Origin of the sequence: Micromonospora sp. NPDC047187, from assembly GCF_040643355.1 — a bacterium.
GTDB classification, from domain to species: domain Bacteria; phylum Actinomycetota; class Actinomycetes; order Mycobacteriales; family Micromonosporaceae; genus Micromonospora; species Micromonospora salmantinae.
The window spans coordinates 1-24241 of the sequence record NZ_JBEYUF010000037.1; the positions used below are offsets into that span (position 1 = coordinate 1).

At 71.6% G+C, this 24241-nt stretch carries 28 protein-coding genes; 8 read left to right on the top strand and 20 right to left on the bottom strand.

Features of this window, described 5'->3' with window-relative positions:
- Positions 1–132: 132 nt before the first annotated feature.
- From ABZ794_RS32000 to ABZ794_RS32010, 3 genes are all read right to left on the bottom strand, one after another.
- A complete protein-coding gene (locus ABZ794_RS32000) occupies positions 133–1062 on the bottom strand; it encodes an RIO1 family regulatory kinase/ATPase (RefSeq protein ID WP_238688181.1) in 930 nt (309 codons plus the stop codon).
- A 210-nt stretch (positions 1063–1272) separates the two neighbouring features.
- Positions 1273–1917 (bottom strand): HAD family hydrolase, encoded by a 645-nt coding sequence (locus ABZ794_RS32005; protein ID WP_091403736.1) that lies wholly within the window; start codon positions 1915–1917, stop codon positions 1273–1275.
- 65 nt (positions 1918–1982) lie between these two features.
- Complete coding sequence (locus ABZ794_RS32010; protein ID WP_357519087.1) at positions 1983–2843, bottom strand: carbon-nitrogen hydrolase family protein; 861 nt, start codon at positions 2841–2843, stop codon at positions 1983–1985.
- A gap of 77 nt (positions 2844–2920) precedes the next feature.
- Between ABZ794_RS32010 and ABZ794_RS32015 the strand changes: the two genes are divergently transcribed.
- The 6 genes from ABZ794_RS32015 (at position 2921) to mug (ending at position 7196) form a co-directional block, all read left to right on the top strand.
- The gene (locus tag ABZ794_RS32015) at positions 2921–3493 is read left to right on the top strand and encodes a TetR/AcrR family transcriptional regulator (RefSeq protein ID WP_091403732.1); all 573 of its coding nucleotides are present in this window, start codon (positions 2921–2923) and stop codon (positions 3491–3493) included.
- A gap of 80 nt (positions 3494–3573) precedes the next feature.
- Positions 3574–4494: a TIGR04222 domain-containing membrane protein gene (locus tag ABZ794_RS32020; RefSeq protein ID WP_357519089.1), complete on the top strand. Its 921-nt coding sequence runs from the start codon at positions 3574–3576 to the stop codon at positions 4492–4494.
- The gene (locus ABZ794_RS32025) at positions 4491–5309 is read left to right on the top strand and encodes a DUF692 domain-containing protein (RefSeq protein WP_210784978.1); all 819 of its coding nucleotides are present in this window, start codon (positions 4491–4493) and stop codon (positions 5307–5309) included. Before ABZ794_RS32020 ends, ABZ794_RS32025 begins: the two co-directional genes overlap by 4 nt.
- A 23-nt stretch (positions 5310–5332) precedes the next feature.
- A complete protein-coding gene (locus ABZ794_RS32030; RefSeq protein ID WP_357519091.1) occupies positions 5333–5851 on the top strand; it encodes a hypothetical protein in 519 nt (172 codons plus the stop codon).
- Positions 5836–6597 carry an SDR family oxidoreductase gene (locus tag ABZ794_RS32035; RefSeq protein ID WP_210784979.1) on the top strand — a complete coding sequence of 254 codons (762 nt, stop codon included), beginning with the start codon at positions 5836–5838 and terminating at the stop codon, positions 6595–6597. The genes ABZ794_RS32030 and ABZ794_RS32035 overlap by 16 nt, the downstream gene beginning before the upstream one ends.
- 29 nt (positions 6598–6626) lie before the next feature.
- Positions 6627–7196, top strand: coding sequence for a G/U mismatch-specific DNA glycosylase (mug, locus tag ABZ794_RS32040; RefSeq protein WP_210784980.1), 570 nt, complete (start codon positions 6627–6629; stop codon positions 7194–7196).
- A 12-nt stretch (positions 7197–7208) separates the two neighbouring features.
- Here mug and ABZ794_RS32045 read toward each other — a convergent pair whose 3' ends face one another.
- The 3 genes from ABZ794_RS32045 to ABZ794_RS32055 form a co-directional block, all read right to left on the bottom strand.
- Complete coding sequence (locus ABZ794_RS32045) at positions 7209–9185, bottom strand: ABC transporter ATP-binding protein (protein ID WP_210785014.1); 1977 nt, start codon at positions 9183–9185, stop codon at positions 7209–7211.
- A 114-nt stretch (positions 9186–9299) separates the two neighbouring features.
- Entirely contained in the window at positions 9300–10067 is a 768-nt protein-coding gene (locus ABZ794_RS32050; protein ID WP_210784981.1) for an enoyl-CoA hydratase/isomerase family protein, read from the bottom strand.
- 46 nt (positions 10068–10113) lie between these two features.
- Positions 10114–10341: a helix-turn-helix domain-containing protein gene (locus ABZ794_RS32055; RefSeq protein WP_007462679.1), complete on the bottom strand. Its 228-nt coding sequence runs from the start codon at positions 10339–10341 to the stop codon at positions 10114–10116.
- A gap of 216 nt (positions 10342–10557) precedes the next feature.
- Here ABZ794_RS32055 and ABZ794_RS32060 point away from each other — a divergent pair, with 216 nt between their 5' ends.
- A complete protein-coding gene (locus ABZ794_RS32060; RefSeq protein ID WP_210784982.1) occupies positions 10558–11157 on the top strand; it encodes a cadmium resistance transporter in 600 nt (199 codons plus the stop codon).
- Between the two features lie 21 nt (positions 11158–11178).
- Here the strand turns inward: ABZ794_RS32060 and ABZ794_RS32065 are convergent, their stop codons facing one another.
- Positions 11179–12783, bottom strand: a complete 1605-nt coding sequence (locus ABZ794_RS32065) for an ABC-F family ATP-binding cassette domain-containing protein (protein WP_357519095.1) — start codon at positions 12781–12783, stop codon at positions 11179–11181.
- A gap of 263 nt (positions 12784–13046) precedes the next feature.
- Here ABZ794_RS32065 and ABZ794_RS32070 point away from each other — a divergent pair, with 263 nt between their 5' ends.
- Positions 13047–13970, top strand: a complete 924-nt coding sequence (locus ABZ794_RS32070) for a neutral zinc metallopeptidase (RefSeq protein ID WP_357519097.1) — start codon at positions 13047–13049, stop codon at positions 13968–13970.
- 67 nt (positions 13971–14037) lie between these two features.
- On the opposite strand, the gene ABZ794_RS32075 is transcribed toward ABZ794_RS32070, so the two are convergent.
- From ABZ794_RS32075 to ABZ794_RS32135, 13 genes are all read right to left on the bottom strand, one after another.
- Positions 14038–14397, bottom strand: coding sequence for an SgcJ/EcaC family oxidoreductase (locus ABZ794_RS32075; protein WP_210784985.1), 360 nt, complete (start codon positions 14395–14397; stop codon positions 14038–14040).
- 64 nt (positions 14398–14461) lie between these two features.
- The gene (locus ABZ794_RS32080; RefSeq protein WP_210784986.1) at positions 14462–14761 is read right to left on the bottom strand and encodes a muconolactone Delta-isomerase family protein; all 300 of its coding nucleotides are present in this window, start codon (positions 14759–14761) and stop codon (positions 14462–14464) included.
- Between the two features lie 95 nt (positions 14762–14856).
- Complete coding sequence (locus tag ABZ794_RS32085) at positions 14857–15504, bottom strand: acVLRF1 family peptidyl-tRNA hydrolase (protein ID WP_210784987.1); 648 nt, start codon at positions 15502–15504, stop codon at positions 14857–14859.
- A 134-nt stretch (positions 15505–15638) separates the two neighbouring features.
- Positions 15639–16271 carry a LysE family transporter gene (locus ABZ794_RS32090; RefSeq protein WP_210784988.1) on the bottom strand — a complete coding sequence of 211 codons (633 nt, stop codon included), beginning with the start codon at positions 16269–16271 and terminating at the stop codon, positions 15639–15641.
- A 258-nt stretch (positions 16272–16529) separates the two neighbouring features.
- Positions 16530–17120, bottom strand: a complete 591-nt coding sequence (locus ABZ794_RS32095) for a TIGR03086 family metal-binding protein (protein ID WP_357519100.1) — start codon at positions 17118–17120, stop codon at positions 16530–16532.
- A gap of 184 nt (positions 17121–17304) precedes the next feature.
- The gene (locus ABZ794_RS32100; RefSeq protein ID WP_124821554.1) at positions 17305–17751 is read right to left on the bottom strand and encodes a metal-sulfur cluster assembly factor; all 447 of its coding nucleotides are present in this window, start codon (positions 17749–17751) and stop codon (positions 17305–17307) included.
- 147 nt (positions 17752–17898) lie between these two features.
- Positions 17899–18372: a Fe-S cluster assembly sulfur transfer protein SufU gene (sufU, locus tag ABZ794_RS32105; RefSeq protein WP_091403700.1), complete on the bottom strand. Its 474-nt coding sequence runs from the start codon at positions 18370–18372 to the stop codon at positions 17899–17901.
- Positions 18372–19676: a cysteine desulfurase gene (locus ABZ794_RS32110; RefSeq protein ID WP_357519103.1), complete on the bottom strand. Its 1305-nt coding sequence runs from the start codon at positions 19674–19676 to the stop codon at positions 18372–18374. The genes sufU and ABZ794_RS32110 overlap by 1 nt, the downstream gene beginning before the upstream one ends.
- Before the next feature lie 20 nt (positions 19677–19696).
- Positions 19697–20470 carry a Fe-S cluster assembly ATPase SufC gene (gene sufC / locus ABZ794_RS32115; RefSeq protein ID WP_210784991.1) on the bottom strand — a complete coding sequence of 258 codons (774 nt, stop codon included), beginning with the start codon at positions 20468–20470 and terminating at the stop codon, positions 19697–19699.
- Positions 20470–20796 (bottom strand): non-heme iron oxygenase ferredoxin subunit, encoded by a 327-nt coding sequence (locus tag ABZ794_RS32120; RefSeq protein ID WP_091403693.1) that lies wholly within the window; start codon positions 20794–20796, stop codon positions 20470–20472. Before ABZ794_RS32120 ends, sufC begins: the two co-directional genes overlap by 1 nt.
- Positions 20796–21953, bottom strand: a complete 1158-nt coding sequence (gene sufD, locus ABZ794_RS32125) for a Fe-S cluster assembly protein SufD (RefSeq protein ID WP_357519105.1) — start codon at positions 21951–21953, stop codon at positions 20796–20798. Before sufD ends, ABZ794_RS32120 begins: the two co-directional genes overlap by 1 nt.
- An 88-nt stretch (positions 21954–22041) precedes the next feature.
- Complete coding sequence (sufB, locus tag ABZ794_RS32130; protein WP_210784993.1) at positions 22042–23472, bottom strand: Fe-S cluster assembly protein SufB; 1431 nt, start codon at positions 23470–23472, stop codon at positions 22042–22044.
- Complete coding sequence (locus ABZ794_RS32135; protein WP_210785015.1) at positions 23469–24191, bottom strand: HTH domain-containing protein; 723 nt, start codon at positions 24189–24191, stop codon at positions 23469–23471. The genes sufB and ABZ794_RS32135 overlap by 4 nt, the downstream gene beginning before the upstream one ends.
- Between the last annotated feature and the right edge of the window lie 50 nt (positions 24192–24241).

The following is a 24241-nucleotide window of genomic DNA, read 5'->3' on the forward strand; positions in this document are numbered from 1 at the left end:
CCGCCGTGGGGCCGCCGGGGCCCCCCTGGGCTAGCCGCCCCCCCTGGGCTACCCCCCAAACCCCGTGGTGTCCGCCTACCTCAAAACGCCGACGTGGCGGGTCGGGCGGTGTGGCCGCCCGACCCGCTCCGATCAGCGCAGGCCCGCCTCGTGCAGCAGCTCTCCGGTCAACATGCCGGGGTCCACCTGCTCGGCGGGGAGACCCCGGGCCGCGAACCAGGCGCCGACCACCCGCACATCGCGGGCCAGGAACTCCGGCCCCTGCGGGTTCGCCACCACGTCGACTACCTGCGGCAGGTCGATCACGACCAGCCGACCCTGGTGCACGAGCAGGTTGTACGGCGACAGGTCGCCGTGCGCGTAGCCGGCCCGCGCCAGCACCCGCAGCGCCTCCACCAGTTGGGCCCACAGGTCACGCAGCTCGGTCGGGCCCGGCCGCAGTTGGGCCAGCCGGGGTGCCGCCTCCCCCGACTCGGCGTCACCGACGAACTCCAGCATCAGCTCGGTGCCCCGCAACTGCACCGGGTACGGCACGGCGATCCGGTCGTGCCCGGCGCCGATCTCCCAGAGCCGGCTGAGCGCGGCGAACTCGGCCGCCGCCCACTGCCCGGCGATCATCTGCCGGCCGAACGCCGTCCGGCCGGCCATCGCCCGGTTCTCCCGGGACCGGCGCACCCGACGGCCCTCCAGGTAGCCGGCATCGCGGTGGAACAACCGGTGCTCGGGATCGCGGTAGCGTTTCACAGCGAGCAGGCAGGACCGGTCGGTGTCCGGCACGGCCCGACGGACCAGGTGGACGTCCGCCTCCTTGCCGGTCTTCAACACACCCAGCTCGCTGTCCTTGGCGGCCAACTCGGTGACCAGCCAGGCGGGGTGCGGCTGTGGCCCGTGCACGGCGTCGTCCCAGGACGACCAGCGCTCGCCGGTGTCCGGGTCAGGCTCGCTGTCCGGGTCTGCGAGCGGCTCGGTGGGCCGCCCGCGCTTCAGAAACTGCGGTTCGTCGTCGTCGAAGCGGCTCTTGCCGCGGCGGCGCTCGAGCGCCGGAAGGTCATGATCGCGCACTGTGGTGAGGTTCCCTTGGTCGAGGCTGAGATAGGCAGCTGGAAGCGACCTGCGAAGACGGCCATGACCGACCCCCTCTCCTCGACCGGGCACACGCCCGGGATGCACCATGCGCGGACAATGCTCGTACCACCACGTCCGCCGGTCAACCGAATTACCGAGCCGCCACCCGAACGGCCGCTCCGACCCACGGCCGGCAGCGCGGAGCCTTCAGCGGGCCAGCACGGTGGCGACCGCGGCGATCAACCCGTCCACCGTGCGGCTCGGCGCGAACCGGACGTCCGACCAGGTGCGCCCCCGGTGCAGCCAGACGCTGGGCAGCCCGACGGCGGCGGCGCCGCCGATGTCCGCCTCCGGGCTGTCGCCGATCACCCACGCCCCCCGCAGCGGCATCCGGACCCGCTGGGCGGCGAGCGCGAAGATTCTCGGGTTGGGTTTGCTGACGCCGGCCTCTTCGGAGATCACCCAGTCCGCGACGTACTGGTCCAGCCCGGTCTGGCGAATCTTGGCGTCCTCGACGCGTACGGTGCCGTTGCAGACCACCACCGGCACCCAGCCGGCGTCGTCGGCGATCCGTAGCGCGCAGGCGGTCAGCGGGTCGAGCCGGGTCTGCGCCACCACCCCGTCGTGCAGCTCCTCGACCAGGTCGATCGAGGGAATCCGCAGCTCGTAACGGTCCCGGATGGCGTCGGCGAGATCCCAGCGGTCGGTCAGACCGTCGGCGTCGATCGAGATCAGCCAGTCGATGTCGGTGTGGGGCGCGCCGATGCTGTCCAGGAAGCGCTCACCCCAGCGGCGGAACGGCCCGGCCCGATCCAGCAGGGTGTTGTCCAGGTCCAGCAGGAGCAGTGGCACTCGGGCACCCTACGGGACCGACGTGTCCGCCAACAGATGCGGCGGGTATCGAGCTGACGAAGGGCTCAGCCAGGCATCGACAGCCGCGGGCCGCCCTGGTCCGACAGCCGATCGACAAGCATCGAGTGTGCCGTCCGGGTGGCCGCGAGCACGACGGGATCCAGCGTCGCCACGAGCACCGCAGTGCCGTCGTCCGCCCCGCGAGCCAGCACCCGCCCCTCGGGGTCGTAGATGGCCGCGCCGCCGTTGAACCGCCACGGGTCGACACCGCCGACCGCGTTGGCGAAGACCACGAACATCGTGTTGTCCAGGGCACGTGCGGCGTAGTAGAGATCCCGGCGGTGCTCGGAGCCGGCCAGGTAACCGCTGGGGCACAGGTAGGCGTGTGCGCCGTCGAGGGCGGCGGCCCGGCCGTGCTCGGGGAAACAGCCGTCGTAGCAGATGCCCAGCCCGAGCCGCCAGTCGTCGACGAGCAGCGTGGCACCCCGCTCGCCGGGGGTGAACAGCTCCCGTTCGTCGCCCCACAACTGCTGCTTGTCGTACCCGACCCGCACCTCGCCGGTCCGGTCGACCACCAGCGCCGCGATGGTTCGCCGGCCGTCCGGGTGCCGGACGGCGGCGCCGACCAGCGCGGTGACGCCGGCCTCGCGCGCCGCGACGCGCAGCGGGTCGAGCCGGGGATCCGCGACCATCCCGGCCGGATCGGCCGCGACGTCGGTGCCGGCCGGGTCGGCGGCGAGAACCGGCGGGTGGTACGCGCAGAGGAACAACTCGGGCAGGACGGCCACCCGGGCACCCCGCTCGCCGGCTCGACGGACCAGGTCGGCGGCGACGACCGCGTTGCCGGCGACGTCGCCCGGCGTGGGGGTGGCCTGGACGGTGGCCACTGTCAGCGGGGAGCTGGGCACTGTGCGGGGCTGGGTCATCGAGCGATGGTAGTCGGCGACATCCCAAGCCGTACGTACGGTTTGCATGCCCCGGGATGACCTGCAACGATCGACGTGTGCCCAGAGTAAGCCAGGACCAGCTCGACGCTCGCCGGCAGGAGATCCTCGCCGCGGCCCGGGCGTGTTTCGCCCGGCTCGGCTACGAGGGGGCGACCGTACGCCGCCTCGAGGAGGCCACCGGACTGTCCCGTGGCGCGATCTTCCACCACTTCCGCGACAAGGACTCGCTCTTCCTCGCCGTCGCCGAGGACGACGCCGCGGCGATGGTCGAGACGGTGGCCCGCAACGGCCTGGTGCAGGTGATGCGCGATCTGCTCGCCCGCGCCGTCTCGCCGGACACCACCGGCTGGCTGGGCAGCCAACTGGAGGTCTCCCGGCGGCTGCGCACCGACCCGGCGTTCGCCCGACGGTGGGCGGAGCGGTCCGCCGCGATAGCGGAGGCGACCCGGGACCGGCTGGCCCGCCAGCGCGACGCCGGAGTGCTGCGCGAGGACGTACCGATCGACGTGCTGGCCCAGTTCCTGGAGCTGGCCTACGACGGCCTGGTGCTGCACCTGGCCATGGGCCGACCGGCCGGTGACCTGGGCCCGGTGCTCGACCTCGTCGAGGAGGCGGTCCGCCGCCACTGACACGCGCACACCGGCCGGAAGCCCGTGGCGAGGCTCCTCCACAATGGGGCCGCCGATCCCTCCGGTGACAGGAGCAGTCGATGAACGTCCACGCCGCGTCCGGCGACACCTGGGGCATCTCCGGCCCGACCTTCCTCCGGTACTACATCGCGGCGGCCATTCTGGTGGTGGCGATCGCGGCGTACTACCGGATCCGCCTGCTGACCGCCCCGGCGCACCCCACTCTCGATCCACTCGGAGCGCAACAGGTCGCGTACCTCAACGGTGGCCCTCAGCTCGCGGTACACGCGGCGCTGGGCGGGCTGCGCGGCGGCGGCGCGGTCGGCGTACGACCGGACCGCCGGCTGACCACCGTCGGTGCCGCGCCGACCGGGCTCACCCCACTGGATCAGGCCATCCACTGGGCCGCCCACCAGCACTCCCGGGTCCGGGACCTGCCGCAGGACGAGCGCGTACGCACCGCGTTGGATCAGATCCGCAACGGCCTGGAGCAGCGTGGACTGCTGACGAACGACGCGCAGCGTGCCCGCGCCCGCCGCTGGAGCCGGTTCCTGCTGGCCCTGCTGGGCCTCGGCGTGCTCCGGCTGATCTCCGGCCTGTTCAGCGGTCGCCCGGTGGGTTACCTGCTGCTCACCCTGGCGGTGCTCCTCGGCGCCGCCCTGCTGCTGGGCCGGGCACCCGTCCGCACCCGGGCCGGTCGCGCCGCCCTCCGTTCCGTCCGCGGCGAGCACACCCACCTCGCGCCGGCCTCCGCGCCCGCCTACGCCACGTACGGGGCGGCCGGCGCGGCGATGGGCGTGGCCCTGTACGGCACCGCCTCGCTCTGGGCTCTCGACCCGGGCTTCGCCGAGCAGGCCGAGATTCAGCGCCAGGCCCTCTCCGGCAACGGCGGATGGACGGGCGGGTCCGACGGATCGTCCGGTGGCGGAGGCGACAGCTCCGGTGGGGACGGCGGCGGTGGAGGCGGCGGGTGCGGGGGCGGCGGCGGGTGCGGCGGATGACCGGCCCGTCCGGGGTCGGTATCGGCTGGCGTCCGGAGATCGCCGGCTTCGTGGCCGAGCTGCCCGGCTTGCGTTTCGTCGAGGTGGTGGCCGAGGGGGTGCCCGCCTCCGGGCCGCTCCCGCCCGGCCTGACCCAGCTACGGGACCACGCGGTGACCGTCGTACCGCACGGGGTTCGGCTCTCCCTCGGCGGCGCCGAGCCGGTCGACCCGGCCCGGGTCGCCCACCTGGCCGCGGTGGCGCAACGCCTGGACGCCCCGCTGGTCAGCGAGCACATCGCGTTCGTCCGGGCCGGTGGCCTGGAGGCCGGCCACCTGCTGCCGCTGCCGCGCAGTCGGGAAGCCGTCGACGCGGTCTGCGCCAACGTGGCGCGGGCGCAGGCGGAGCTTCCGGTGCCGATCGCGCTGGAGCCGATCGCCGCGCTTGTCGACTGGCCCGACGACGAGTTGACCGAGGCGGAGTTCCTCACCGAGATCCTCGACCGGACCGGGGCACTGCTGCTGCTGGACGTCGCCAACGTGCACGCCAACGCCCGCAACCGGGGCGCCGACCCGCTGGATCTGCTGGACCGCCTGCCGCTGGAACGGGTCGCGTACGCCCACGTGGCCGGCGGCGCCGAGCACGGCGGTTTCTACCACGACACCCACACCGACCCGGTGCCGACAGCGGTGTTGGAGCTGGTCGGCGCGCTCTGCGCCCGACGGCGACCGCCCGCGCTGCTGCTGGAGCGCGACGGCCACTACCCGCCGGCCGCCGACCTCCGCGCCGAACTGGACGCCCTGGCCGCCGCCGCGGGCTTCCCGGCCGTGACATGACGGGCGCACCGGACGGCGAATCCGTGTCCACGCGCCGCGCCGGGCTCGCCGAACGGCAGGCCGAACTGGTCGCGGCGCTGGTCGCCGGAGGGCCACCCCCGCCGGGGTTCGCGCCGGGACCGCTGGCCGCCACCCGCACGGCCCTGCTGCGCAAACGGGCCGGCGAGGTGGCCCGGCACTGGCCACTGCTCGCCGCCGGCCTCGGCGCCAGGTGGTCGACCACCTTCGCCGACTGGGCCGCCCGGCGACCCACCGCCGGATCGCTGCGCGACGGTTGGGACCTGGCCCGGGCGCTGCACGCCCAGCAGGCGCTCCCCCCGGCCGCCGCCGAGGAGTTGGCCGTCCGGGAGGCACGCCTGCGCTACGACGGGCTTCGGGCGCCGCGTCCGCGCCGGACGCCGGCGGTGGGCCGCGCCGGCGGCGCCGTCGCGGTGCAGATCGCCGGCCGGGTACGCCTGCTGCGCCCCGCCCCACGGGCATCCAGCCCTGCTGGCGACGCCGTACCGGATGCGGCAGGATCGGCGTTATGGATCTCGGACTGACCGACCGCGTGTACGTCCTCACCGGCGCCTCCCGTGGCCTGGGTTACGCGACCGCCCAGAGCCTGGTCGCCGACGGTGCACGGGTGGTGCTCTCGGCCCGCGACCCGGACGCGGTGGCCGCCGCCGCGAAGCAGCTGGGTGGCCCGGAGCACGCCGTCGGGCTGACCGCGGACCTGACCGACCCGGAGACCCCGGGGCAGCTCGTCGCCGCCGCCCAGGAACACTTCGGCCGGCTCGACGGCGCGCTGATCTCGGTCGGTGGGCCACCGCCGGGCAACGCCGCAGCGGTCACCGACGAGCAGTGGCGGCTCTCCTTCGAGACCGTCTTCCTGGGCACCATCCGCACGGTCCGCACGGTCGCCAACGCCCTGCCCGAGGGCGGCGCGATCGGGCTGGTGCTCTCCACCTCGGCGCGTGGCCCGGTGCCCGGTCTCGGCATCTCCAACGGTCTGCGGCCCGGCCTGGTCGGTGCCGCCAAGGACATCGCCGACGACTACGGCCCACGGGGGGTCCGGGTGGTCGGCCTGTTGCCTGGCCGGATCATGACCGATCGCAACCGGGAGCTGTTCGGAGCGACCGGCGACCCTGAGCGGGCCCGCGCCGAGGCGGAGGCCGGCATCCCGCTGCGCCGCCTCGGCGACCCGGCCGAGTTCGGCCGGGTGGCCGCGTTCGTGCTCTCCCCCGCCGCGAGCTACCTCACCGGGATCACCCTGCCGGTCGACGGCGGCGCGCTGCGCGGGCTGTGACCCGCGACGGGGCCCGAGCTGCCCGTGACGTGACACCGCCCGGGACGGCCCGGCCGTCCCGGGCGGACCTGGCGGCGGCTGCGGACCGGACCATTCCCGACGTGCTCGCGCCGGGGCTGGCGGTGCTCTTCGTCGGCATCAACCCGGGCCTGTGGTCGGCCGCGACCGGATGGCACTTCGCGCGACCCGGCAACCGGTTCTGGCCCGCGCTGCACCGGGGCGGGTTCACCCCTCGGCTGCTGCACCCCAGCGAACAGGACGACCTGCCCGCGCTCGGGCTCGGCATCACCAACATGGCCGCCCGAGCCAGCGCCCGCGCGGACGAACTGAGCACCGAGGAACTCCTCGACGGCGCGGCGATCCTGACCGACAAGGTGGCGCGGTACCGGCCGCGCTGGGTGGCCGTGGTGGGGGTGACCGCGTACCGGATCGGTTTTCAACGGCCGAAGGCCACCTTCGGGCCGCAGCCGGAGTCGCTGGCCGGCGCCCGGCTGTGGGTGCTGCCCAACCCCAGCGGCCTGAACGCGCACTTCACCCCGGTCACCCTGGGCCTGGCGTTCGCCGAGTTGCGGGCGGCGACCGAGCTACCGGCCCTATGATCGACGCGGCCGTCAGTTGGCGGCGGCGGGCGGCAGCACCTCGTCGGCGCGGTAGGTGCCCAGCGGCATGACCACCGGCTCGGGACCGGTCGCGTCGACGAACGGGGTGGGCGAGTCGGCGACCGCGAACTGGGTGCGGTACAGCTCGGCGTAGAGCCCACCGACCGCCACCAACTCCTCGTGCCGCCCCCGCTCGACGATCCGCCCACCGTCCAGGACCAGGATCTGGTCGGCGTCGCGCACTGTGGAGAGCCGGTGCGCGATCACGAGCGCGGTACGCCCGGCCAGCGCCACCGACAGCGCACGCTGCACCGCCGCCTCGCTCTCCGAATCCAGGTGTGCGGTCGCCTCGTCGAGGATCACGATCGACGGGGCCTTGAGCAGCAGTCTCGCGATCGCGATGCGCTGCTTCTCGCCGCCGGAGAACCGGTAGCCGCGCTCCCCCACAGTGGTGTCCAGACCGTCGGGCAGCGACCGAACCAGATCGGCAACCTGCGCCCCGGCCAGGGCGGCCCAGATCTCGTCGTCGGTGGCGTCCGGCTTGGCGTAGCGAAGATTCTCGGCGATCGTCTCGTGGAACAGGTGCGAATCCTGAGTGACCACACCGATCTCGTCGCGCAGGGAGGCGAGCGTCGCGTCGCGCACGTCCACCCCGCCGACGAGCACCTGCCCGTCGCTGACGTCGTAGATCCGGGAGATGAGCATCGACAGTGTCGACTTGCCCGCCCCGGACGGGCCGACCAACGCGACCATCTGCCCCGGCTCGACGCTGAACGAGACCCCCTTGAGCACCGGTTCGTTGACGGTCCGGTCGAGCGTGGCGACCTCCTCCAGGGAGGCGAGGGAGATCTCGGCGGCGCTCGGGTAGCGGAAACGCACGTCGCGGAAGTCGACCCGGCCGGCGCCCACCGGCACCGGCACCGCATCGGGCTTCTCCACGATGCCCGGCTTGAGGTCGAGCACCTCGAAGACCCGGTCGAAGGACACCAGCGCGCTCATCACGTCCACCCGGACGTTGGAGAGCGCGGTGAGCGGCCCGTACAGGCGGGTGAGCAGCAGCGCGAGCGTCACCACGGTGCCGGCGCTGACGCCGCCGGTCACCGCGAGCCAGCCACCGAGACCGTAGGTCAGCGCCTGCGCCAGTGAGGCGACCAGCAGCATCGCCACGAAGAACGTGCGGGAATACATGGCGGACTGGATGCCGATGTCGCGGACCCGCTCGGCCCGGTCGCCGAACCTGCGGGCCTCGATCTCGGGCTGGCCGAAGAGCTTCACCAGCAGCGCGCCGGCCACCCCGAACCGCTCGGTCATTGTCGCGTTCATCTTGGCGTCGAGGTTGTACGCCTCGCGGGTGATGTCCGCCAGCCGTCGACCGACCCGGCGGGCCGGAATGATGAAGATCGGCAGCAGCACCAGTGACAGCGCGGTGATCTGCCAGGAGAGGGTGAACATCACCGCCGCGGTGAGCACCAGCTGGATGACGTTGCTGACCACACCGGACAGGGTGGAGGTGAACGCCCGCTGGGCGCCGAGCACGTCGTTGTTGAGCCTGCTGACCAGGGCGCCGGTCTGGGTACGGGTGAAGAACTGCAACGGCATCCGCTGCACGTGGTCGTAGACCCGGGTGCGCAGGTTGAAGATGATGCCTTCGCCGATGCGGGCGGAATACCACCGTTGGGCCAGCGACAGCAGCGCGTCGGCGACCGCCAGCGCGGCGATGAACAGGGCCAGCCGCACCACGAGCCGCCCGGCCTCGGTGCCGCCCCGATTGATCGCGTTGATCACGTCACCGGCGAGCACCGGGGTGGCCACGCCGATGACGGCGGCCAGCACCACGGTGGCCAGGAAGACGATGATGTCGCGCCGGTAGGGGTGGGCGAAGGCGACGATGCGGCGGGCTACCCCGCGCTTGAGCCGGTGGGTGGAGACCTCGTCGCGGTTGCGCATCGACCGGAGCATGCTCCACCCGGCCATGCCACCGCCGGACATCGGGTTGGACATCGCTCACCTCCGGGTTGCCGGGCAGACCGCATCGTCAGGTCAATTCTCCCGACGAGTGTGACAACCTCGCTCGTAACCCGGATCTTCCCGTGCGGTCCTTACCTATTCTCCCCTGCCGGCGAGGTCACGCAGCCGACGGGTCTGCGCCTCCCGCTCGGCGCGCTGCTGGTCGGCGTGCGACCGGCCGGCGGCACCGGCGAGCAACGCCTTGATCTCCACCACCGCGTCGCGGGCCCCGGAGAGCAGGCCGGCGGTCAGGTCCCGCACCGCGCCGTCCAGCTCGGCCGGGGGTACGACAAGGGTGGCCAGGCCGATCCGATCCGCCTCGGCGGCGTCCAACCGGCGGCCTGTCGCACAGATCTCCAACGCCCGCGAATAGCCGACCAACTCGACGAGGCGTTTCGTGCCGGCCAGGTCGGGCACCAGACCGAGGGTCACCTCGGCCATCGACAGCTTCGCGTCCGCGGACAGCACTCGCAGGTCACAGGCGAGCGCGAGCTGGAAGCCGGCACCGATCGCGTGACCCTGCACGGCCGCGACGGAGACGACATCCGGCCGGTGCAGCCAGGTGAAACCGCCCTGGAACTCCGCGATGCGCTCGGCGCACTCCTGCTCGGGCAGCGTGGCCAGCTCAGCGAACGACCCCGGGCCGGAGGCGCCCGCCACCGCGAGATCGAGGCCGGCCGAGAACGCGCGACCCTCGCCACGGACCACCACCACCCGCACGTCGCCGGGCAGGTCACGGGAGAAATCGCTCATCGCTCGCCACATCGCGGGCGTCTGGGCATTGAGCACGTCGGGCCGGCACAACGTCACCGTGGCGACCGGCCCGTCGCAAGTCAGCCGAACCCCGGTCGCCTCGGCGGTCACCGGACGTCCCGGGGCGCGGCGCTGGTGGACGACGCTGAGGGGCGGGTCACGCCTTCTTGCGGCGCCGGGCGCCACCGCGCTGACGCAGCTGCACGCCGGACTCGGTGAGCACTCGGTGGATGAACCCGTAGGAACGGCCGGTCGAGGCCGCCAACGCGCGGATGCTCTCCCCCGAGGTGTACCGCTTTACCAGGTCCTTGGCGAGCGTCTGACGCTCGGCTCCGACGATCCGGCGACCCTTCTCAGTGCTGGTGGCTGTGCCAGTGGCTGCCATGCTGTGTCCTCACGTCCCAGACTGTGCGGTTCGGATACGGTCCCACCTATTAGACCGCCTCGAACGATCATGCGCCAGATATCAACTCTTCGCCAACCGACACGCTATGCAATGTCAGCTTCCCGATAGAGTGATCCTGGCGATCCGGCCCGCCGCGGCGTCCGCGCGTACCACTGCCGGGAGCTCGCGGCTGCCGGCGGCCCGTAGCCTTCGGTCGTGATCGACCTGTTGAGCACCGCCGGCGCAGCGGCCGTGGTCTTCGCCGCCACCGACATCGACGACATCGTCATTCTGACGCTGTTCTTCGTCGCGGCCCGCACCACCGGCCAACCCCGCACCTGGGAGATTGTCGCCGGACAATACGTCGGCATCGGTGCGCTCGCGTTGGCCAGCGCGGTGATCGCGGGTGGACTCCTGGTGGTGCCCGACCCGTGGACGGGGCTGCTCGGCCTGCTTCCGATCGCGCTCGGTGTACGCGCGCTGCGCAGTTCGGGCGACGACGAGGCACCGCCGGTCGTCACCGGAGCGCTCGGCGTGGCCGGGGTGACGATCGCGAACGGCGCTGACAATGTCGCGGTCTACGTACCCGTCTTCCGGGCCCTCGGTGTGGCCGACAGTGCCGTGTTCCTGCTGGTCTTCGTGCTGCTGATCGCGCTCTGGTGCGTGGCCGGGGCCTGGCTGGGCGGGCACCGGAGGGTGGTCCGGCTGGTCGAGCGCGCCGGCGCCTGGCTGGTGCCGACGATCTTCATCGCCATCGGGCTGGTGATCCTGGTCAGCTCCGGCGTGCTCGGCCGACTGGCCGACCTGCTCGGCTGAGAGCCGACCGAGCCTCCTGGGTCAGGCCAGCTCCACCAGTTCGAGAAGGTCGTCGCTCCACGCGTCCTCGTCGCCGTCGGGCAGCAGGATGGCGCGGTCCGGCTTGAGCGCCAGCACCGCACCCGGGTCGTGGGTGACCAGGACGATCGCGCCGGGATAGTTGGCGATGGCGTCGAGCACCTGCTCCCGGCTGACCGGGTCGAGGTTGTTCGTCGGCTCGTCGAGCAACAGCACGTTGGCGCCGGAACAGACCAGAGTGGACAGGGCCAGCCGGGTCTTCTCGCCGCCGGACAGCACGCCGGCCGGCTTGTTCACGTCGTCACCGGAGAACAGGAACGCGCCAAGGATCTTGCGCAGGTCGGTGTCGGACTGCTCGACGGCGGCGGCGCGCATGTTCTCCAGCACCGTGCGCTCCACGTCCAGCGTCTCGTGCTCCTGGGCGTAGTAGCCCAGCCGCAGGCCGTGCCCCGCGTGCACCTCGCCGGTGTCCGGGCTGAGCAGCCCGCCGAGCATCCGCAGCAGGGTCGTCTTGCCGGCGCCGTTGAGCCCGAGGATGGCCACTCGGGAGCCCCGGTCCACCGCCACGTTGACGTCGGTGAAAATCTCCAGCGATCCGTACGACTTGGAGAGGCCGGTCGCCGTGAGCGGGGTCTTGCCGCACGGCGCGGGACTGGGGAAACGCACCTTGGCCACCCGGTCGGAGACCCGCACCTCCTCCAAGCCGGAGACCAGCTTCTCGGCGCGGCGGGCCATGTTCTGCGCGGCAACGGTCTTGGTGGCCTTGGCCCGCATCTTGTCGGCCTGCGCCATCAGCGCGCCGGCCTTCTTCTCCGCGTTGGCCCGCTCCCGGCGGCGACGTCGCTCGTCGGTCTCGCGCGCCTCCAGGTACGCCTTCCAGCCCAGGTTGTACACGTCGATGACCGACCGGGTGGCGTCGAGGAACCAGACCTTGTTGACCACCGACTCCAACAGCGCGCCGTCGTGGGAGATCACGATCAGGCCGCCCTTGTGGTTGGCGAGGAAGCCCCGCAACCAGGTGATCGAGTCGGCGTCGAGGTGGTTGGTGGGCTCGTCGAGCAGCAGGATGCCGCCACCGTTCTCGCCCGCGTCGCGGAACAGGATCCGGGCCAGCTCGATGCGGCGACGCTGACCACCGGAGAGGGTGCCGATGGTCTGCGCGAGCGCCCGGTCCGGTAGGCCGAGGTTGGCGCAGATCCGCGCGGCCTCAGCCTCGGCCGCGTACCCGCCGAGGGCGGCGAACTGGTCCTCCAGCGCGCCGTACCGACGGACCAGCTTGTCGTTGGCGTCCTCGGCGAGGCGGGCCTCGACCTCCTGCATCTGCGCCATCAGCACGTCCAGGCCGCGCGCGGAGAGCACCCGGTCGCGGCCGGTGACCTCCAGGTCACCCGTGCGCGGGTCCTGCGGCAGGTAGCCGATGGCACTGCGCTGGTCGATCTGGCCGCCGTACGGCTGCCCCTCGCCGGCGAGCACCTTGAGCGTGGTGGTCTTGCCGGCGCCGTTGCGGCCGACCAGGCCGATCCGATCACCGGGCTGCACGCGCAGGGTGGTGTCGGACAGCAGGATCCGGGAACCGGCACGCAGTTCCAGGCCGGTGGCAGTGATCATGTTTGCGGGCTCGCTCTCGGGGTTCGGAAGGCTGACTCGGGGCACGCGAAACCGCCGGCGGGCTCAAGGGGCCCGACGGCGCGGGGCGGTTCAGCCTTCGCAGCGCAGCACCCGACAAGTGTACCGGGCGCCGCCGGACGTCCTGCCCGGATTACCGATCAAGATCATCGGGTATCGGAACGCCTGTCCGGACCCCGTCCGGCACTCAATGGACGAAACGACACACAAAAGACATTCACCGGCATACGGCGATCGGGGTCACCATGGAACTCAACGAGCGGGCCGAAATCGACACCTCCCAGGTCAACGACGTGGGCCGCGGTGGCGGATCCGGCGGCGGCTTCGGCATCCCGATCCCCGGAGGCGGCGGTCGAGGCGGCATCATCGGCATCGTGGTGGCCGTGCTCATCGCGCTGCTCGGCGGCGGCTTCGGCCTCAACGCCATGACCAACGGCGACGAGGGCGGCGGTCAGGCCGGCGGCACCGACCTGGAACAGCTGTGCTCCCGCGACAACCCCGACCGGCTCGACGACGCGCGCTGCCGTAACGCGCTCTACGTCAACAGCATCCAGGCCTACTGGCAGAAGGCGTACCCGGAGTTGGGCAACGGAAAGTACGAGGCGACCGACACCAACTTCTTCCAGGCCGCCGTTAACACCGGTTGCGGGCAGGCCGACTCGGGCGTCGGCCCGTTCTACTGCCCCGCGGACAAGCAGGTGTACATCGACCTGAGCTTCTACGACGAGTTGGCCTCCCGGTTCGGCGCCAAGGGCGAGTTCGCCCAGCCGTACGTGCTCGCCCACGAGTACGGCCACCACGTCCAGAACCTGCTCGGCACCAACGCGAAGGCCGGCCAGGGCGACCAGAGCGGCCCCCGCTCCGCCTCCGTACGGCTGGAGTTGCAGGCCGACTGCTACGCCGGCGCCTGGGCCAGGCACGCCACCGAGAGCAAGGACAAGACCGGCCAGGAACCGCTGTTCACGTCCATCACCCAGACCGACATCAGCGAGGCCGTGCAGGCCGCCGAGGCGATCGGCGACGACAGCATCCAGGAGCGCTCCGGCGGGCAGGTCAACCCCGACCAGTTCACCCACGGCACGTCCGAGCAGCGCAAGCGCTGGTTCACCCAGGGCTACGACCGCGGCGACCCGAAGACCTGCGACACCTTCGGCACCGACCAGCTCTGACATCCGCTCCGTGACGTGGCAGGTCCCTCGGGGCCTGCCACGCGTCATTCCTGCCGACGCTCGCGGGTCAGGTGAGCCGCGAGACCTGGTAGTGGCCGATGAGCCAGTCGTCGTCGACCCGCCGCAGGAGCACGCCGAGGTTGACGGTCAGGGCCGGTCGGTCGGTGAAGCCGAACTCCACGTCCAGGTAGCCGAGGACCACGTCGTCGGCGAGACGGCGGATCTCCCGGATGTCGTACGCGGCGGTCAGGCCGAGCGGCTGTCCGGCGTAGTACGCGGCGACGCCGGCCCGACCGACCGTGTACGGCTGCAACCCCTGAAAGATCGCGTCGTCGGTGAAGCACGCAGCGACCCGATCGGGCTCGTGGGCGTCGACAGCCGACTTCCACCGGTCGAGGACGGTACGCAGAATCTGCGCCTCGGACATGTTGATCTCCCTGCTGACGGACGTGTCCCATGGCGTGCTGTCGAGCCGGCATGCCCTCGCGGGCTCAGCGAGGCGGCTGACCCGGGTCGTTCGGGTGCGGCGTCAACGGCGTGACGGTCTCGCGCCGCCAGGCGCGCAGCGGCATCGACGCGAGCACGGCCTCCAGCTCGTCGGCGTCGGCGGCCTGGAACAGCCCCCACGTACGCCACTCCCCCGGCGCCAGCGGCGGCCGCCACAGCCGCAGAAGGCTGCCCTGGGCCGTCAGCTCGGCCGATCGCGCCGCCTCTCGCGCGCGCATGTCGGCGACCCCGTCCTCCGACGTTCCCCGCGGCACCGTCGTCACCATGTCAACCAGAAACTCCACGCGCCCATCCTCCGGCGGCCGGCCGGGCAGCACGCCAGGAACCCCGTTTCGGGTGGCGATCGTCTCCCCTCCCACGCCGCCAGCGCAGGCCGAGGTCAGTCGGGGTCGCGCACCCGGATCCGTACCGCCCGGGCCGCACCCACCGCCGCGACCAGCACCGCGTGCCGGGGCTCCGGCACGTCGAGCAGCCGCTCCGCCCGCAACGGCACCAGCGGGGCCAACCGCCGGTCGGCCAGCACCCCGTCCACCGCCCGCCGGTCACCGCCGCAGACGAGGGCCGCCAGCCTCGACGCCTCCGGCAACAGCAGCCGTACGGCCAGGTCCGCCGCGTCACCCAGCGCCGCCTTCGCCTGGTTGTCACGCCGGCGGGCGAACCGGTGCTGCGACCATCCCCCCGCAGCGGTGCGCCCCTGCACGTACCGGGTGTCCACCTTGGAGACGACGAGGTCGGCGCCCTCGGCCACCCCGAGCGCCACGGCGCCCTTGCGGGCCAGCAGCAGGCCGATCCGGCGGGGCATCACGGCGGAGGCCACGAACCCGGCCACATCCACGCCCGCCGGCGCACCCGGTGGGGCGTACAGCTCGGCGGTTGCCCCGTCCGGGGCGGCGAGCAGCAGGCCGTACTCCTGGGCGCTGGTGGTGGGCGGGCCGTGCCGGTCGGCGAAGCCCTCGACCCACCGGCCGACGCGGGCCGGGTCGACCTCGACCCACCGGCCTCCGCCGGCTGCGGGTCGACTGGTCATCGCCCGACCGTACGGCACAGCGGACCCACCCGGGCCCCCGGGCGGGTTCGCGGGCCCGGCCGGGCCACGCCGCCGACCCGGCGCGGTCGGGCCTCGGTCGGGTGGCTGAGCCGTCGGATGGTTGCCGTGACCGTTCAGCCTGGCAGTAGCGCGGCCACCGCCAGCGCGGCGATCAGCGCGCTGGAGACCAGGCCGGTGACCAGTCTGCCGCGCGGCCCGGTCAGCGCCCGGCCGACCACGGTGCCACCGCCGGCGACGACCAGTTGCCAGCTCGCCGACGCCAGGAACACCCCGGCCACGAAGAGCGCCACCGGGACCATGCCCGAGTCGGCAGTGTCCCGGCGGCCGAGCACCAGGGCGGTGAAGTAGAGCACCGTCATCGGGTTCAGCAGGGTCAACCCGAGCAGCGCCGCGTAGGCCCTCCCCGGAGTGCTCATGCCCCCACCGTCGCGTGCCGTCGGCTGTCGCTGTGAGCGGTGCGCGGACCACGTCCGCCACAGGCCGTGCCCGGCGAGACCGAGCAGGACCACGGCGGCGACCACTCGCAGTGGCCCGGCGACCGGCGCGATGATTCCGGCCAGGCCGGCGCCGCCGAGCACTGCCACCAGCGCGTAGAGCCCGTCGGCCGTCGCCACGGCGAGCGCCGCGGCCGCACCAACCCGGAACGAGGTACGGGCGCTGAGCCCCAGGATGAGGATCGCGATCGCGCCGACGGGAATGGCGACGCCGTAGCCGGCCACGAGACCGGCGAGGAACGCCCCGCTCACGACGGCGGGCGCGGGATCGAGGCGGGCCGGGGCCTGGTGCGCTGTCGACGCACGGCAGTGGCCGCACGGACAGGAACCTGCAACGGGTACGCCTCAATCACACGCGCATCCTCCGCGCCGGACCCGCGCCCCGCCACCGATTTTCCCCGCGCCCCGCGCCAATCAGGTTGTAGTGGCCTCGGTGTGTCGTCGAGGCCACTACAACCTGATTGAGCGTGATCTTGGAGTGTTCAGGGCAGATCAGTGAAGCACTCCGGGTCAGCGGGGGTCGCGACCGAGGTAGGAGAGCAGGGCGGCGACCTCGTCGGCCTCCGGAGCGCTGTCGATCGCCGGGGCGTACGCGCCGTAGGCCCGCAGCGGCTCGACGATCTGCCGGGCCACCGCCAGCAGGGGTCGGGCCAGTTCGGCGGTGAGTGGGGACGGCTGGCCGGTGGCCACCGCGATGTCCCAGGCGTGCACTGCGGCATCGAGGGCGCACGCCACGGCGCCGACCTCGGCCGGCAGCTTGCCCTGGGGCAGCGGCGTGGGCACCTCCGGGTCGTCGTCGGCGACACCGTTCCAGGCCCGAGCGGACGCGTCGAGGGCGGCGCGCAGGCCGGCGAGCTTGTCGCCGTCAATCCGACCGGAGGGCGCGAACGGGTCCTCCGCGGGCCCTGGCCCGCCGTCGATCGCCGCCGCGAAGGCGAGTTGGTCGCCGACCGCGTGCTGGAGCACCTGGGTGACGTTCCACCGCTCGCACGGGGTGGGCCGTTCCCAGGCGTCGACCGGAACCCCCTCGACTGCCGTCCGAAGCGCCTCGTGCGCCTCTTCCAGCACGGTCCGCCACTGCCCCGCCGCCGTCTCGCTCATCATCCTGCCCTCTCTGCCGGCTTCCAGCGAGCTTCCCACCCGCTGTCGGAGCGGAATGTTCCGATCCGTTTGATGAGTTCAGCCTAGCAGACCGGAACGATCCGTTCCACTACTTTCGGGCTGGACTGGAAACGCGTCGAGCGCGGTACCCAGACGGGTAACCGCGCTCGACGAAGTGATCGGGTCAGACGTTGAAGCCGAGGGAGCGGAGCTGGTCCCGACCCTCGTCAGTGATCTTGTCCGGGCCCCACGGCGGGAGCCACACCCAGTTGATCCGGATGTCGTTGACCAGGCCGCCGCCGGGGCCAGTGGTCAGCGCCTGCCGGGTCTGGTCCTCGATGACGTCGGTCAGCGGGCAGGCCGCCGAGGTGAGCGTCATGTCCAGGGTGGCGACGTTCTCGTCGTCGACGTGGACGCCGTACACGAGGCCCAGGTCGACCACGTTGATGCCGAGCTCCGGGTCGACGACGTCCTTCATCGCCTCCTCGATGTCGGCGATCATGGCCTTGCTGACGCCGCCCGCGGGAGCGGCGGCGTCACCGGTGCCATCGGTCGTCGCGGCGTCGGTCTGCGGCACCACTGTGGTGTCACCGGCCTCCGGCGTCGCCTCAGTAGCGGTGTTCTCGCTCATGCCGTCCCTCCGCTTCGCTCCGTGACGCCATGAGGCACCAACGCGCTGAACCACTGATTCGCTCGCTGACGCTCGCTCATGCCGTCCCTCCGCTTCGCTGCGTGATGCCACAAGGCACCACTGTCACATTCGCTCGCTGACGCTCGCTCACGCCTTCACCTCCGGGCTCACACCCACACCGGCGCGTGCCGCGGCGTCCTTGAACGCCATCCACGGCAGCAGCGCGCACTTGACCCGGGCGGGGTAACGGGCCACACCCGCGAAAGCAACCCCGTCACCGAGCACGTCCTCGTCCGGCGTGACCTGGCCACGTCCGGACATCAACTCCACGAACGCCTCGTGCACCTCGAATGCTTCCCCGGCGCCCCGACCACGCAGCAACTCGTGCAGCACACTCGCCGATGCCTGGCTGATCGAGCAGCCCATCCCGTCGTACGAGATGTCGTGCAGCACCGTGCCGTCGGTGGCCACCCGGACGGTGACCTCGTCACCGCAGGTGGGGTTGACGTGGTGCGCCTCCGCGACCTGGTCACCCGGGTCGTCGGCGTCGCGCAGGCCACGCCCGTGCGGGCGCTTGTAGTGGTCCAGGATGATCTCCTGGTAGAGCTGGTCAAGCTGCATCAGTCGAACACCTTCCGCACCTGCTCCAGACCGGCCACCAGAGCGTCGATCTCCTCGGTGGTGGTGTAGAGGTAGAACGACGCCCGGGTCATGGCCGGAACGCCGAACCGGCTGCACACCGGCTTGGCACAGTGGTGACCCACCCGCACCTGCACGCCGAGCGAGTCGAGCACCTGACCCACGTCGTGCGGGTGCACGTCACCGAGTGCGAACGAGATGGTGCCGCCCCGACCCACCGGCACTGTCGGACCGAAGATCCGCAGGTCCGGCACCGAGCCGAGAGCGTCCAGCGCGTACGCCGTCAGCTCCTTCTCGTGCCACTGGATGGCCTGCATCCCGATGCCGGTCAGGTAGTCGACCGCCGCACCGAGCGCGACCGCCTCGGCGATCGGCGGAGTGCCCGCCTCGAAGCGGGCCGGCGGCGCGGCGAACGTCGAGCGGGCCATGGTGACCGTCTCGATCATCGAGCCGCCGCCGAAGACCGGCGGCATGGCTGCCAGCAGCTCACCCCGACCCCACAGCACACCGATGCCGGTCGGACCGCACATCTTGTGGCCGGTGAAGACGATGTAGTCGGCATCCAGGTCGACCACGTCGATGGGCAGGTGCGGCACCGACTGCGAGCAGTCCAGCAGCAGCAGCGCACCCACCTCGCGGACCCGCGCGGTGATCCGGGAGGTGGCGTTGACAGTGCCGAGGATGTTGGACACGTGCACCAACGAGACGATCTTCGTCCGTTCGGTGACCAGATCCTCCAGGCCCGACTCGTCCAGCCGCCCCTGGTCGGTGACCGGGAACCAGCGCAGGGTCGCGCCGGTCCGCTCACAGAGCAACTGCCACGGGACGATGTTCGAGTGGTGCTCCATCTCGGAGATCACCACCTCGTCGCCGGGACCGAGCCGGAAACGGCTGTCGGCGTCCGGACGCAGCGAGGCGTTCGAGAAGGCGTACGCCACGATGTTGATCGCCTCGGTGGAGTTCTTCGTGAACACCACCTCGTCGGTGCTCGGCGCGTTGATGAACGCGGCGATCTTCGCCCGCGCCCCCTCGTACGCCTCGGTGGCCTCGGTGCCCAGGGTGTGCACCGAGCGCGACACGTTGGCGTTGTGCCGCGCGTAGTGCTCGTCGAGCACGTCGAGCACCTGGCGGGGTTTGTGCGAGGTGTTGGCGCTGTCGAGGTAGACCAGCGGGTGTCCGTTGATGTCCCGACCGAGGATCGGGAAGTCGGCGCGCACCCGGGCCACGTCGAAACGCGGCACGTCGTCGTACTGCGGCATCCCCGAGGGGATCGCGATGCTGGTCATCTCGGCAGCGCCTCTCCCGCTCAGGCCTTGGCCGTGCCGGCCCCGGCGGCGTACCGCTCGTAGCCCTCGGCCTCGAGCTTGTCGGCCAGCTCCGAGCCGCCCTGCTCGACGATCCGGCCGGCCACGAAGACGTGCACGAAGTCCGGCTTGATGTAGCGCAGGATCCGGGTGTAGTGGGTGATCAGCAGCACGCCGGTGTCACCGTTGTCGCGCACCCGGTTGACGCCCTCGCTGACCACGCGCAGCGCGTCCACGTCGAGACCGGAGTCGGTCTCGTCGAGGATCGCGATCTTCGGCTTGAGCAGCTCCAGCTGGACGATCTCGTGCCGCTTCTTCTCACCACCGGAGAAGCCCTCGTTGACGTTGCGCTGGGCGAACGCCGGGTCCATCTGGAGGCGCTCCATCGCACCGCGCAGCTCGCCGCCCCAGGTACGGAGCTTCGGCGCCTCGCCGTCGATGGCGGTCTTCGCGGTCCGCAGGAAGTTCGCCACCGAGACGCCGGGCACCTCGACCGGGTACTGCATGGCCAGGAAGAGGCCGGCGCGGGCGCGCTCGTCGACCGTCATGGCCAGCACGTCCTGGCCGTCGAGGGTCACCGTGCCGCCGGTGATCTCGTACTTGGGGTGACCGGCGATCGAGTACGCCAGGGTGGACTTGCCGGAACCGTTCGGGCCCATGATCGCGTGGGTCTCGCCCGACTTCACGGTCAGGTCGACGCCGGCCAGGATCGGCTTGAGCTCACCCTCGGGCAGCTTGACCGACACCTTCAGGTCGCGGATCTCCAGGGTGCTCATTATCGGGTCACTCCATTACTCGGCGTCAGGCTGAGGTAGATGTCGCCGTCGCGGACTTCGACGGGGTAGACGGGGACGGGTTCGGTGGCGGGCAGGCCGGTCGGCTCGCCGGTGCGCAGGTCGAAGCGCGAGCCGTGCAGCCAACACTCGAGCGTGCAGCCATCGACCTCACCCTCGGAGAGCGCGACCGAGGCGTGCGAGCACTCGTCGTACGCGGCGTAGAAGCCGCCGTCCTCGCCGTGCACCAGGGCGATCGGCGTGCCGTCGACGTCCGCGCTGATCGCGGTGCCCTTCGGCACGTCCTCGGTGGAGCAGATGCGGATCATCAAGCGCCCGCCTTGGTCAGCCGGGCCTCGATCGCGTCGCCGAGGCTCTCACGCAGCGACTCCACCGGGATCTTGTTGATCAGCTCGGCGAAGAAACCACGCACCACCAACCGGCGGGCCTCACTCTCCGGAATGCCCCGGGCCATCAGGTAGAACAACTGCTCGTCATCGAAGCGGCCGGTCGCGCTGGCGTGGCCGGCGCCGGAGATCTCGCCGGTCTCGATCTCCAGATTGGGTACGGAGTCCGCCCGCGCGCCGTCGGTGAGCAGCAGGTTCCGGTTGATCTCGTACGTGTCGGTGCCGGTCGCCTCGGCCCGGATGAGCACGTCGCCCACCCAGACGGTGTGCGCGCTCTCGCCCTGCAGAGCGCCCCGGTAGCCGACGTAGCTGCGGCAGTCCGGGACGCTGTGGTCGACCAGCTGCCGGTGCTCCAGGTGCTGGCCGGAGTCGGCGAAGTAGACGCCGTACAGCTCGGCCTCGCCACCGCGCCCGGTGTATTCCACGCTGGTGAACTGCCGGACCAGGTCGCCACCCAGGGACACCTGGATGTGGATGACCCTGGCGTCCCGGCCCAGCTTGATCTTCAGGTGCTGGGCCTGGACCGCGTCGTCGGCCCAGTCGGCGACCGTGACCAGCGTCAGCTTCGCGCCGTCGGCCACGGCGACCTCGACGTTGTCGGCCAGAATGGCCGACCCGACGTGCTCCAGAACCACTGTCGCCTCGGCGAACCGGCCCACCTCGACGAAGGTGTGACCGAACGCCGGCTGCTCGACGCCCTCGCCGACCACCCGCAGCCGCACCGCCTCACCCAGCACCACGTCGGGGGCCACCCGCAGCAGCAGGGCGTCGGCGGCGGCACCGTAGGCCAGCGCGCTGACCCGGTCGACCGGGATCAGCACGCTGCCGACCCGCTCGTCGTCACGGCCGACCCGGGTGATGGCGACGCCCTCGGGCAGGTCACCGTACTCGTGTCGGACCGCGCCGGTCGCGGCCGGCGCCTCGTCCGACGACTCGCTGGTCAGGCCGCGGAGGCGCTTGAGCGGGGTGAAACGCCACTCCTCCTCCAGGCCGGTGAGGGCCGGGAAGTCGGCGACGTCGTACGAGCGCAGCGCCTGCGACTTGGTGCTGGGCGGCGGCGCGGAAGCCTGGGTAGTCATTTCTTCCTTGGTCTGTCTGTTCCGTGACGACGAGTTGGGGCCAGGTGTGACGGGCCGAGGTTCCGGCCCGCCACGGGGAGCGGCGGCGTCAGCCGACCGCGCCCTCCATCTGAAGCTCGATCAGACGGTTGAGCTCCAGGGCGTACTCCATCGGGAGCTCCTTGGCGATCGGCTCGATGAAGCCGCGCACGATCATGGCCATCGCCTCGTCCTCGCTCAGGCCCCGGCTCATCAGGTAGAAGAGCTGGTCGTCGCTGATCTTGGAGACGGTCGCCTCGTGACCCATCGACACGTCGTCCTCACGGATGTCGACGTACGGGTAGGTGTCCGAGCGGGAGATGGTGTCGACCAGCAGCGCGTCGCACTTGACAGTGCTCCGGCTGTGGTGCGAACCCTCCAGCACCTGCACCAGACCCCGGTACGAGGTGCGGCCGCCGCCACGGGCGATCGACTTCGACACGATGGTCGAGGAGGTGTGCGGCGCGGCGTGCACCATCTTGGCGCCGGCGTCCTGGTGCTGACCCTCGCCGGCCATCGCCACCGAGAGCACCTCGCCCTTGGCGTGCTCGCCGGTCATGTAGACCGCCGGGTACTTCATGGTCACCTTGGAGCCGATGTTGCCGTCGACCCACTCCATGGTCGCGCCCTCGTGGCAGACGGCGCGCTTGGTGACCAGGTTGTAGACGTTGTTCGACCAGTTCTGGATGGTCGTGTAGCGGCAGCGCGCGTTCTTCTTGACGATGATCTCCACGACCGCGCTGTGCAGCGAGTCGGAGGAGTAGAGCGGCGCGGTGCAGCCCTCGACGTAGTGCACGTACGCACCCTCGTCGACGATGATCAGCGTCCGCTCGAACTGGCCCATGTTCTCGGTGTTGATCCGGAAGTAGGCCTGCAACGGGATCTCGACCTGCACGCCCTTCGGCACGTAGATGAACGAGCCACCGGACCACACCGAGGTGTTCAGGGCGGCGAACTTGTTGTCGCCGACCGGGATCACCGTGCCGAAGTACTCCTTGAATACGTCCTCGTGCTCGCGCAGCGCCGTGTCGGTGTCCAGGAAGAGAACGCCCTGCTCCTCAAGGTCCTCGCGGATCTTGTGGTAGACGACCTCCGACTCGTACTGCGCCGCGACACCGGCGACCAGCCGCTGCTTCTCCGCCTCCGGGATGCCCAGCCGGTCGTAGGTGTTCTTGATGTCCTCGGGCAGGTCCTCCCAGCTGGTGGCCTGCTTCTCGGTCGACCGCACGAAGTACTTGATGTTGTCGAAGTCGATCCCGGTGAGGTCCGCGCCCCAGGCCGGCATCGGCTTACGGCCGAACAGCCGCAGGCCCTTCAGCCGCAGGTCGAGCATCCACGCCGGCTCGCTCTTCTTGGCCGAGATGTCCCGCACCACCGCCTCGTTGATGCCGCGCTGGGCGACCGCCCCGGCGGCGTCCGGGTCGGACCAGCCGTACTCGTACCGGCCCAGGGCGGCGAGTTGCTCTTCCTGGGTCAGGGGCTGGACGATCTGCTCGGTCATCTATCTGTCCTCACAGTGGTTACGGGATTACCTGATTGAGCGCGGCCCGGCTGGGTCGGGATGTGCGTGGTGCACACCCCGTCGCCGTGCGCGATGGTGGCCAGACGCTGCACGTGGGTGCCGACCAGACGGGAGATGACCGCGGTCTCGGCCTCGCACAGCTGAGGAAACTCGGCGGCCACGTGCGCCACCGGGCAGTGGTGCTGACAGAGCTGGCCGCCGGAGGCGATCGTGGTCGCACTGGCAGCGTAACCCTCGCCGGTGAGCGCCGCGGCGAGTGCCTCGGCTCGGGCGAGAGGCTCGTCGCCAGCGTCCTCCATGGCCGTCCGACAACGGGACTCGAGAGCCGACACCTGCTCGGTGGCGAACGCCTCGACCGCGTCCGAACCGCCACTGCGGGCGATCCAGCGCAGCGCGGCGGTGGCCATGTTGTCGTAGTGGTGTGTGCCACAGCGGACCCGGGCGGCCTCGGTCAACAGGAACACCTTGGCCGGGCGCCCCCGACCGCGACTGCCCTGCACGGGCTGCTCGCGGGCGTACACGTCACCGTCCGCAAGCATCGCGTCGAGGTGCCGGCGGATCGCCGCCGGGCTGAGCCCGAGCGCCGCGCCAAGCTGCGCGGCGGTGGTGGCACCCTGCTCCAGCAGCAACTGGGTGACCCGATCCCGGGTGGAGACCTCGGCCGCCGCCGGGCCGGCGAGGCCGGCCGACGTGGTCACGGCAGGCGCGGAGGCGGACGCACCGAGGGCCGGTACGGCCGTCGGTTGGT

What these genes read in the sequence shown, in the direction of transcription:
- ABZ794_RS32010 (WP_357519087.1), bottom strand. Translation starts at nt 2,843, where the DNA reads ATGACCCAGCCCCGCACAGTGCCCAGCTCCCCGCTGACAGTGGCCACC.
- ABZ794_RS32020 (WP_357519089.1), top strand. Translation starts at nt 3,574, where the DNA reads ATGAACGTCCACGCCGCGTCCGGCGACACCTGGGGCATCTCCGGCCCG.
- ABZ794_RS32025 (WP_210784978.1), top strand. Translation starts at nt 4,491, where the DNA reads ATGACCGGCCCGTCCGGGGTCGGTATCGGCTGGCGTCCGGAGATCGCC.
- ABZ794_RS32035 (WP_210784979.1), top strand. Translation starts at nt 5,836, where the DNA reads ATGGATCTCGGACTGACCGACCGCGTGTACGTCCTCACCGGCGCCTCC.
- ABZ794_RS32045 (WP_210785014.1), bottom strand. Translation starts at nt 9,185, where the DNA reads ATGTCCGGCGGTGGCATGGCCGGGTGGAGCATGCTCCGGTCGATGCGC.
- ABZ794_RS32055 (WP_007462679.1), bottom strand. Translation starts at nt 10,341, where the DNA reads ATGGCAGCCACTGGCACAGCCACCAGCACTGAGAAGGGTCGCCGGATC.
- ABZ794_RS32065 (WP_357519095.1), bottom strand. Translation starts at nt 12,783, where the DNA reads ATGATCACTGCCACCGGCCTGGAACTGCGTGCCGGTTCCCGGATCCTG.
- ABZ794_RS32070 (WP_357519097.1), top strand. Translation starts at nt 13,047, where the DNA reads ATGGAACTCAACGAGCGGGCCGAAATCGACACCTCCCAGGTCAACGAC.
- ABZ794_RS32075 (WP_210784985.1), bottom strand. Translation starts at nt 14,397, where the DNA reads ATGTCCGAGGCGCAGATTCTGCGTACCGTCCTCGACCGGTGGAAGTCG.
- ABZ794_RS32085 (WP_210784987.1), bottom strand. Translation starts at nt 15,504, where the DNA reads ATGACCAGTCGACCCGCAGCCGGCGGAGGCCGGTGGGTCGAGGTCGAC.
- ABZ794_RS32095 (WP_357519100.1), bottom strand. Translation starts at nt 17,120, where the DNA reads ATGAGCGAGACGGCGGCGGGGCAGTGGCGGACCGTGCTGGAAGAGGCG.
- ABZ794_RS32100 (WP_124821554.1), bottom strand. Translation starts at nt 17,751, where the DNA reads ATGAGCGAGAACACCGCTACTGAGGCGACGCCGGAGGCCGGTGACACC.
- sufU (WP_091403700.1), bottom strand. Translation starts at nt 18,372, where the DNA reads ATGCAGCTTGACCAGCTCTACCAGGAGATCATCCTGGACCACTACAAG.
- ABZ794_RS32110 (WP_357519103.1), bottom strand. Translation starts at nt 19,676, where the DNA reads ATGACCAGCATCGCGATCCCCTCGGGGATGCCGCAGTACGACGACGTG.
- sufC (WP_210784991.1), bottom strand. Translation starts at nt 20,470, where the DNA reads ATGAGCACCCTGGAGATCCGCGACCTGAAGGTGTCGGTCAAGCTGCCC.
- ABZ794_RS32120 (WP_091403693.1), bottom strand. Translation starts at nt 20,796, where the DNA reads ATGATCCGCATCTGCTCCACCGAGGACGTGCCGAAGGGCACCGCGATC.
- sufD (WP_357519105.1), bottom strand. Translation starts at nt 21,953, where the DNA reads ATGACTACCCAGGCTTCCGCGCCGCCGCCCAGCACCAAGTCGCAGGCG.
- sufB (WP_210784993.1), bottom strand. Translation starts at nt 23,472, where the DNA reads ATGACCGAGCAGATCGTCCAGCCCCTGACCCAGGAAGAGCAACTCGCC.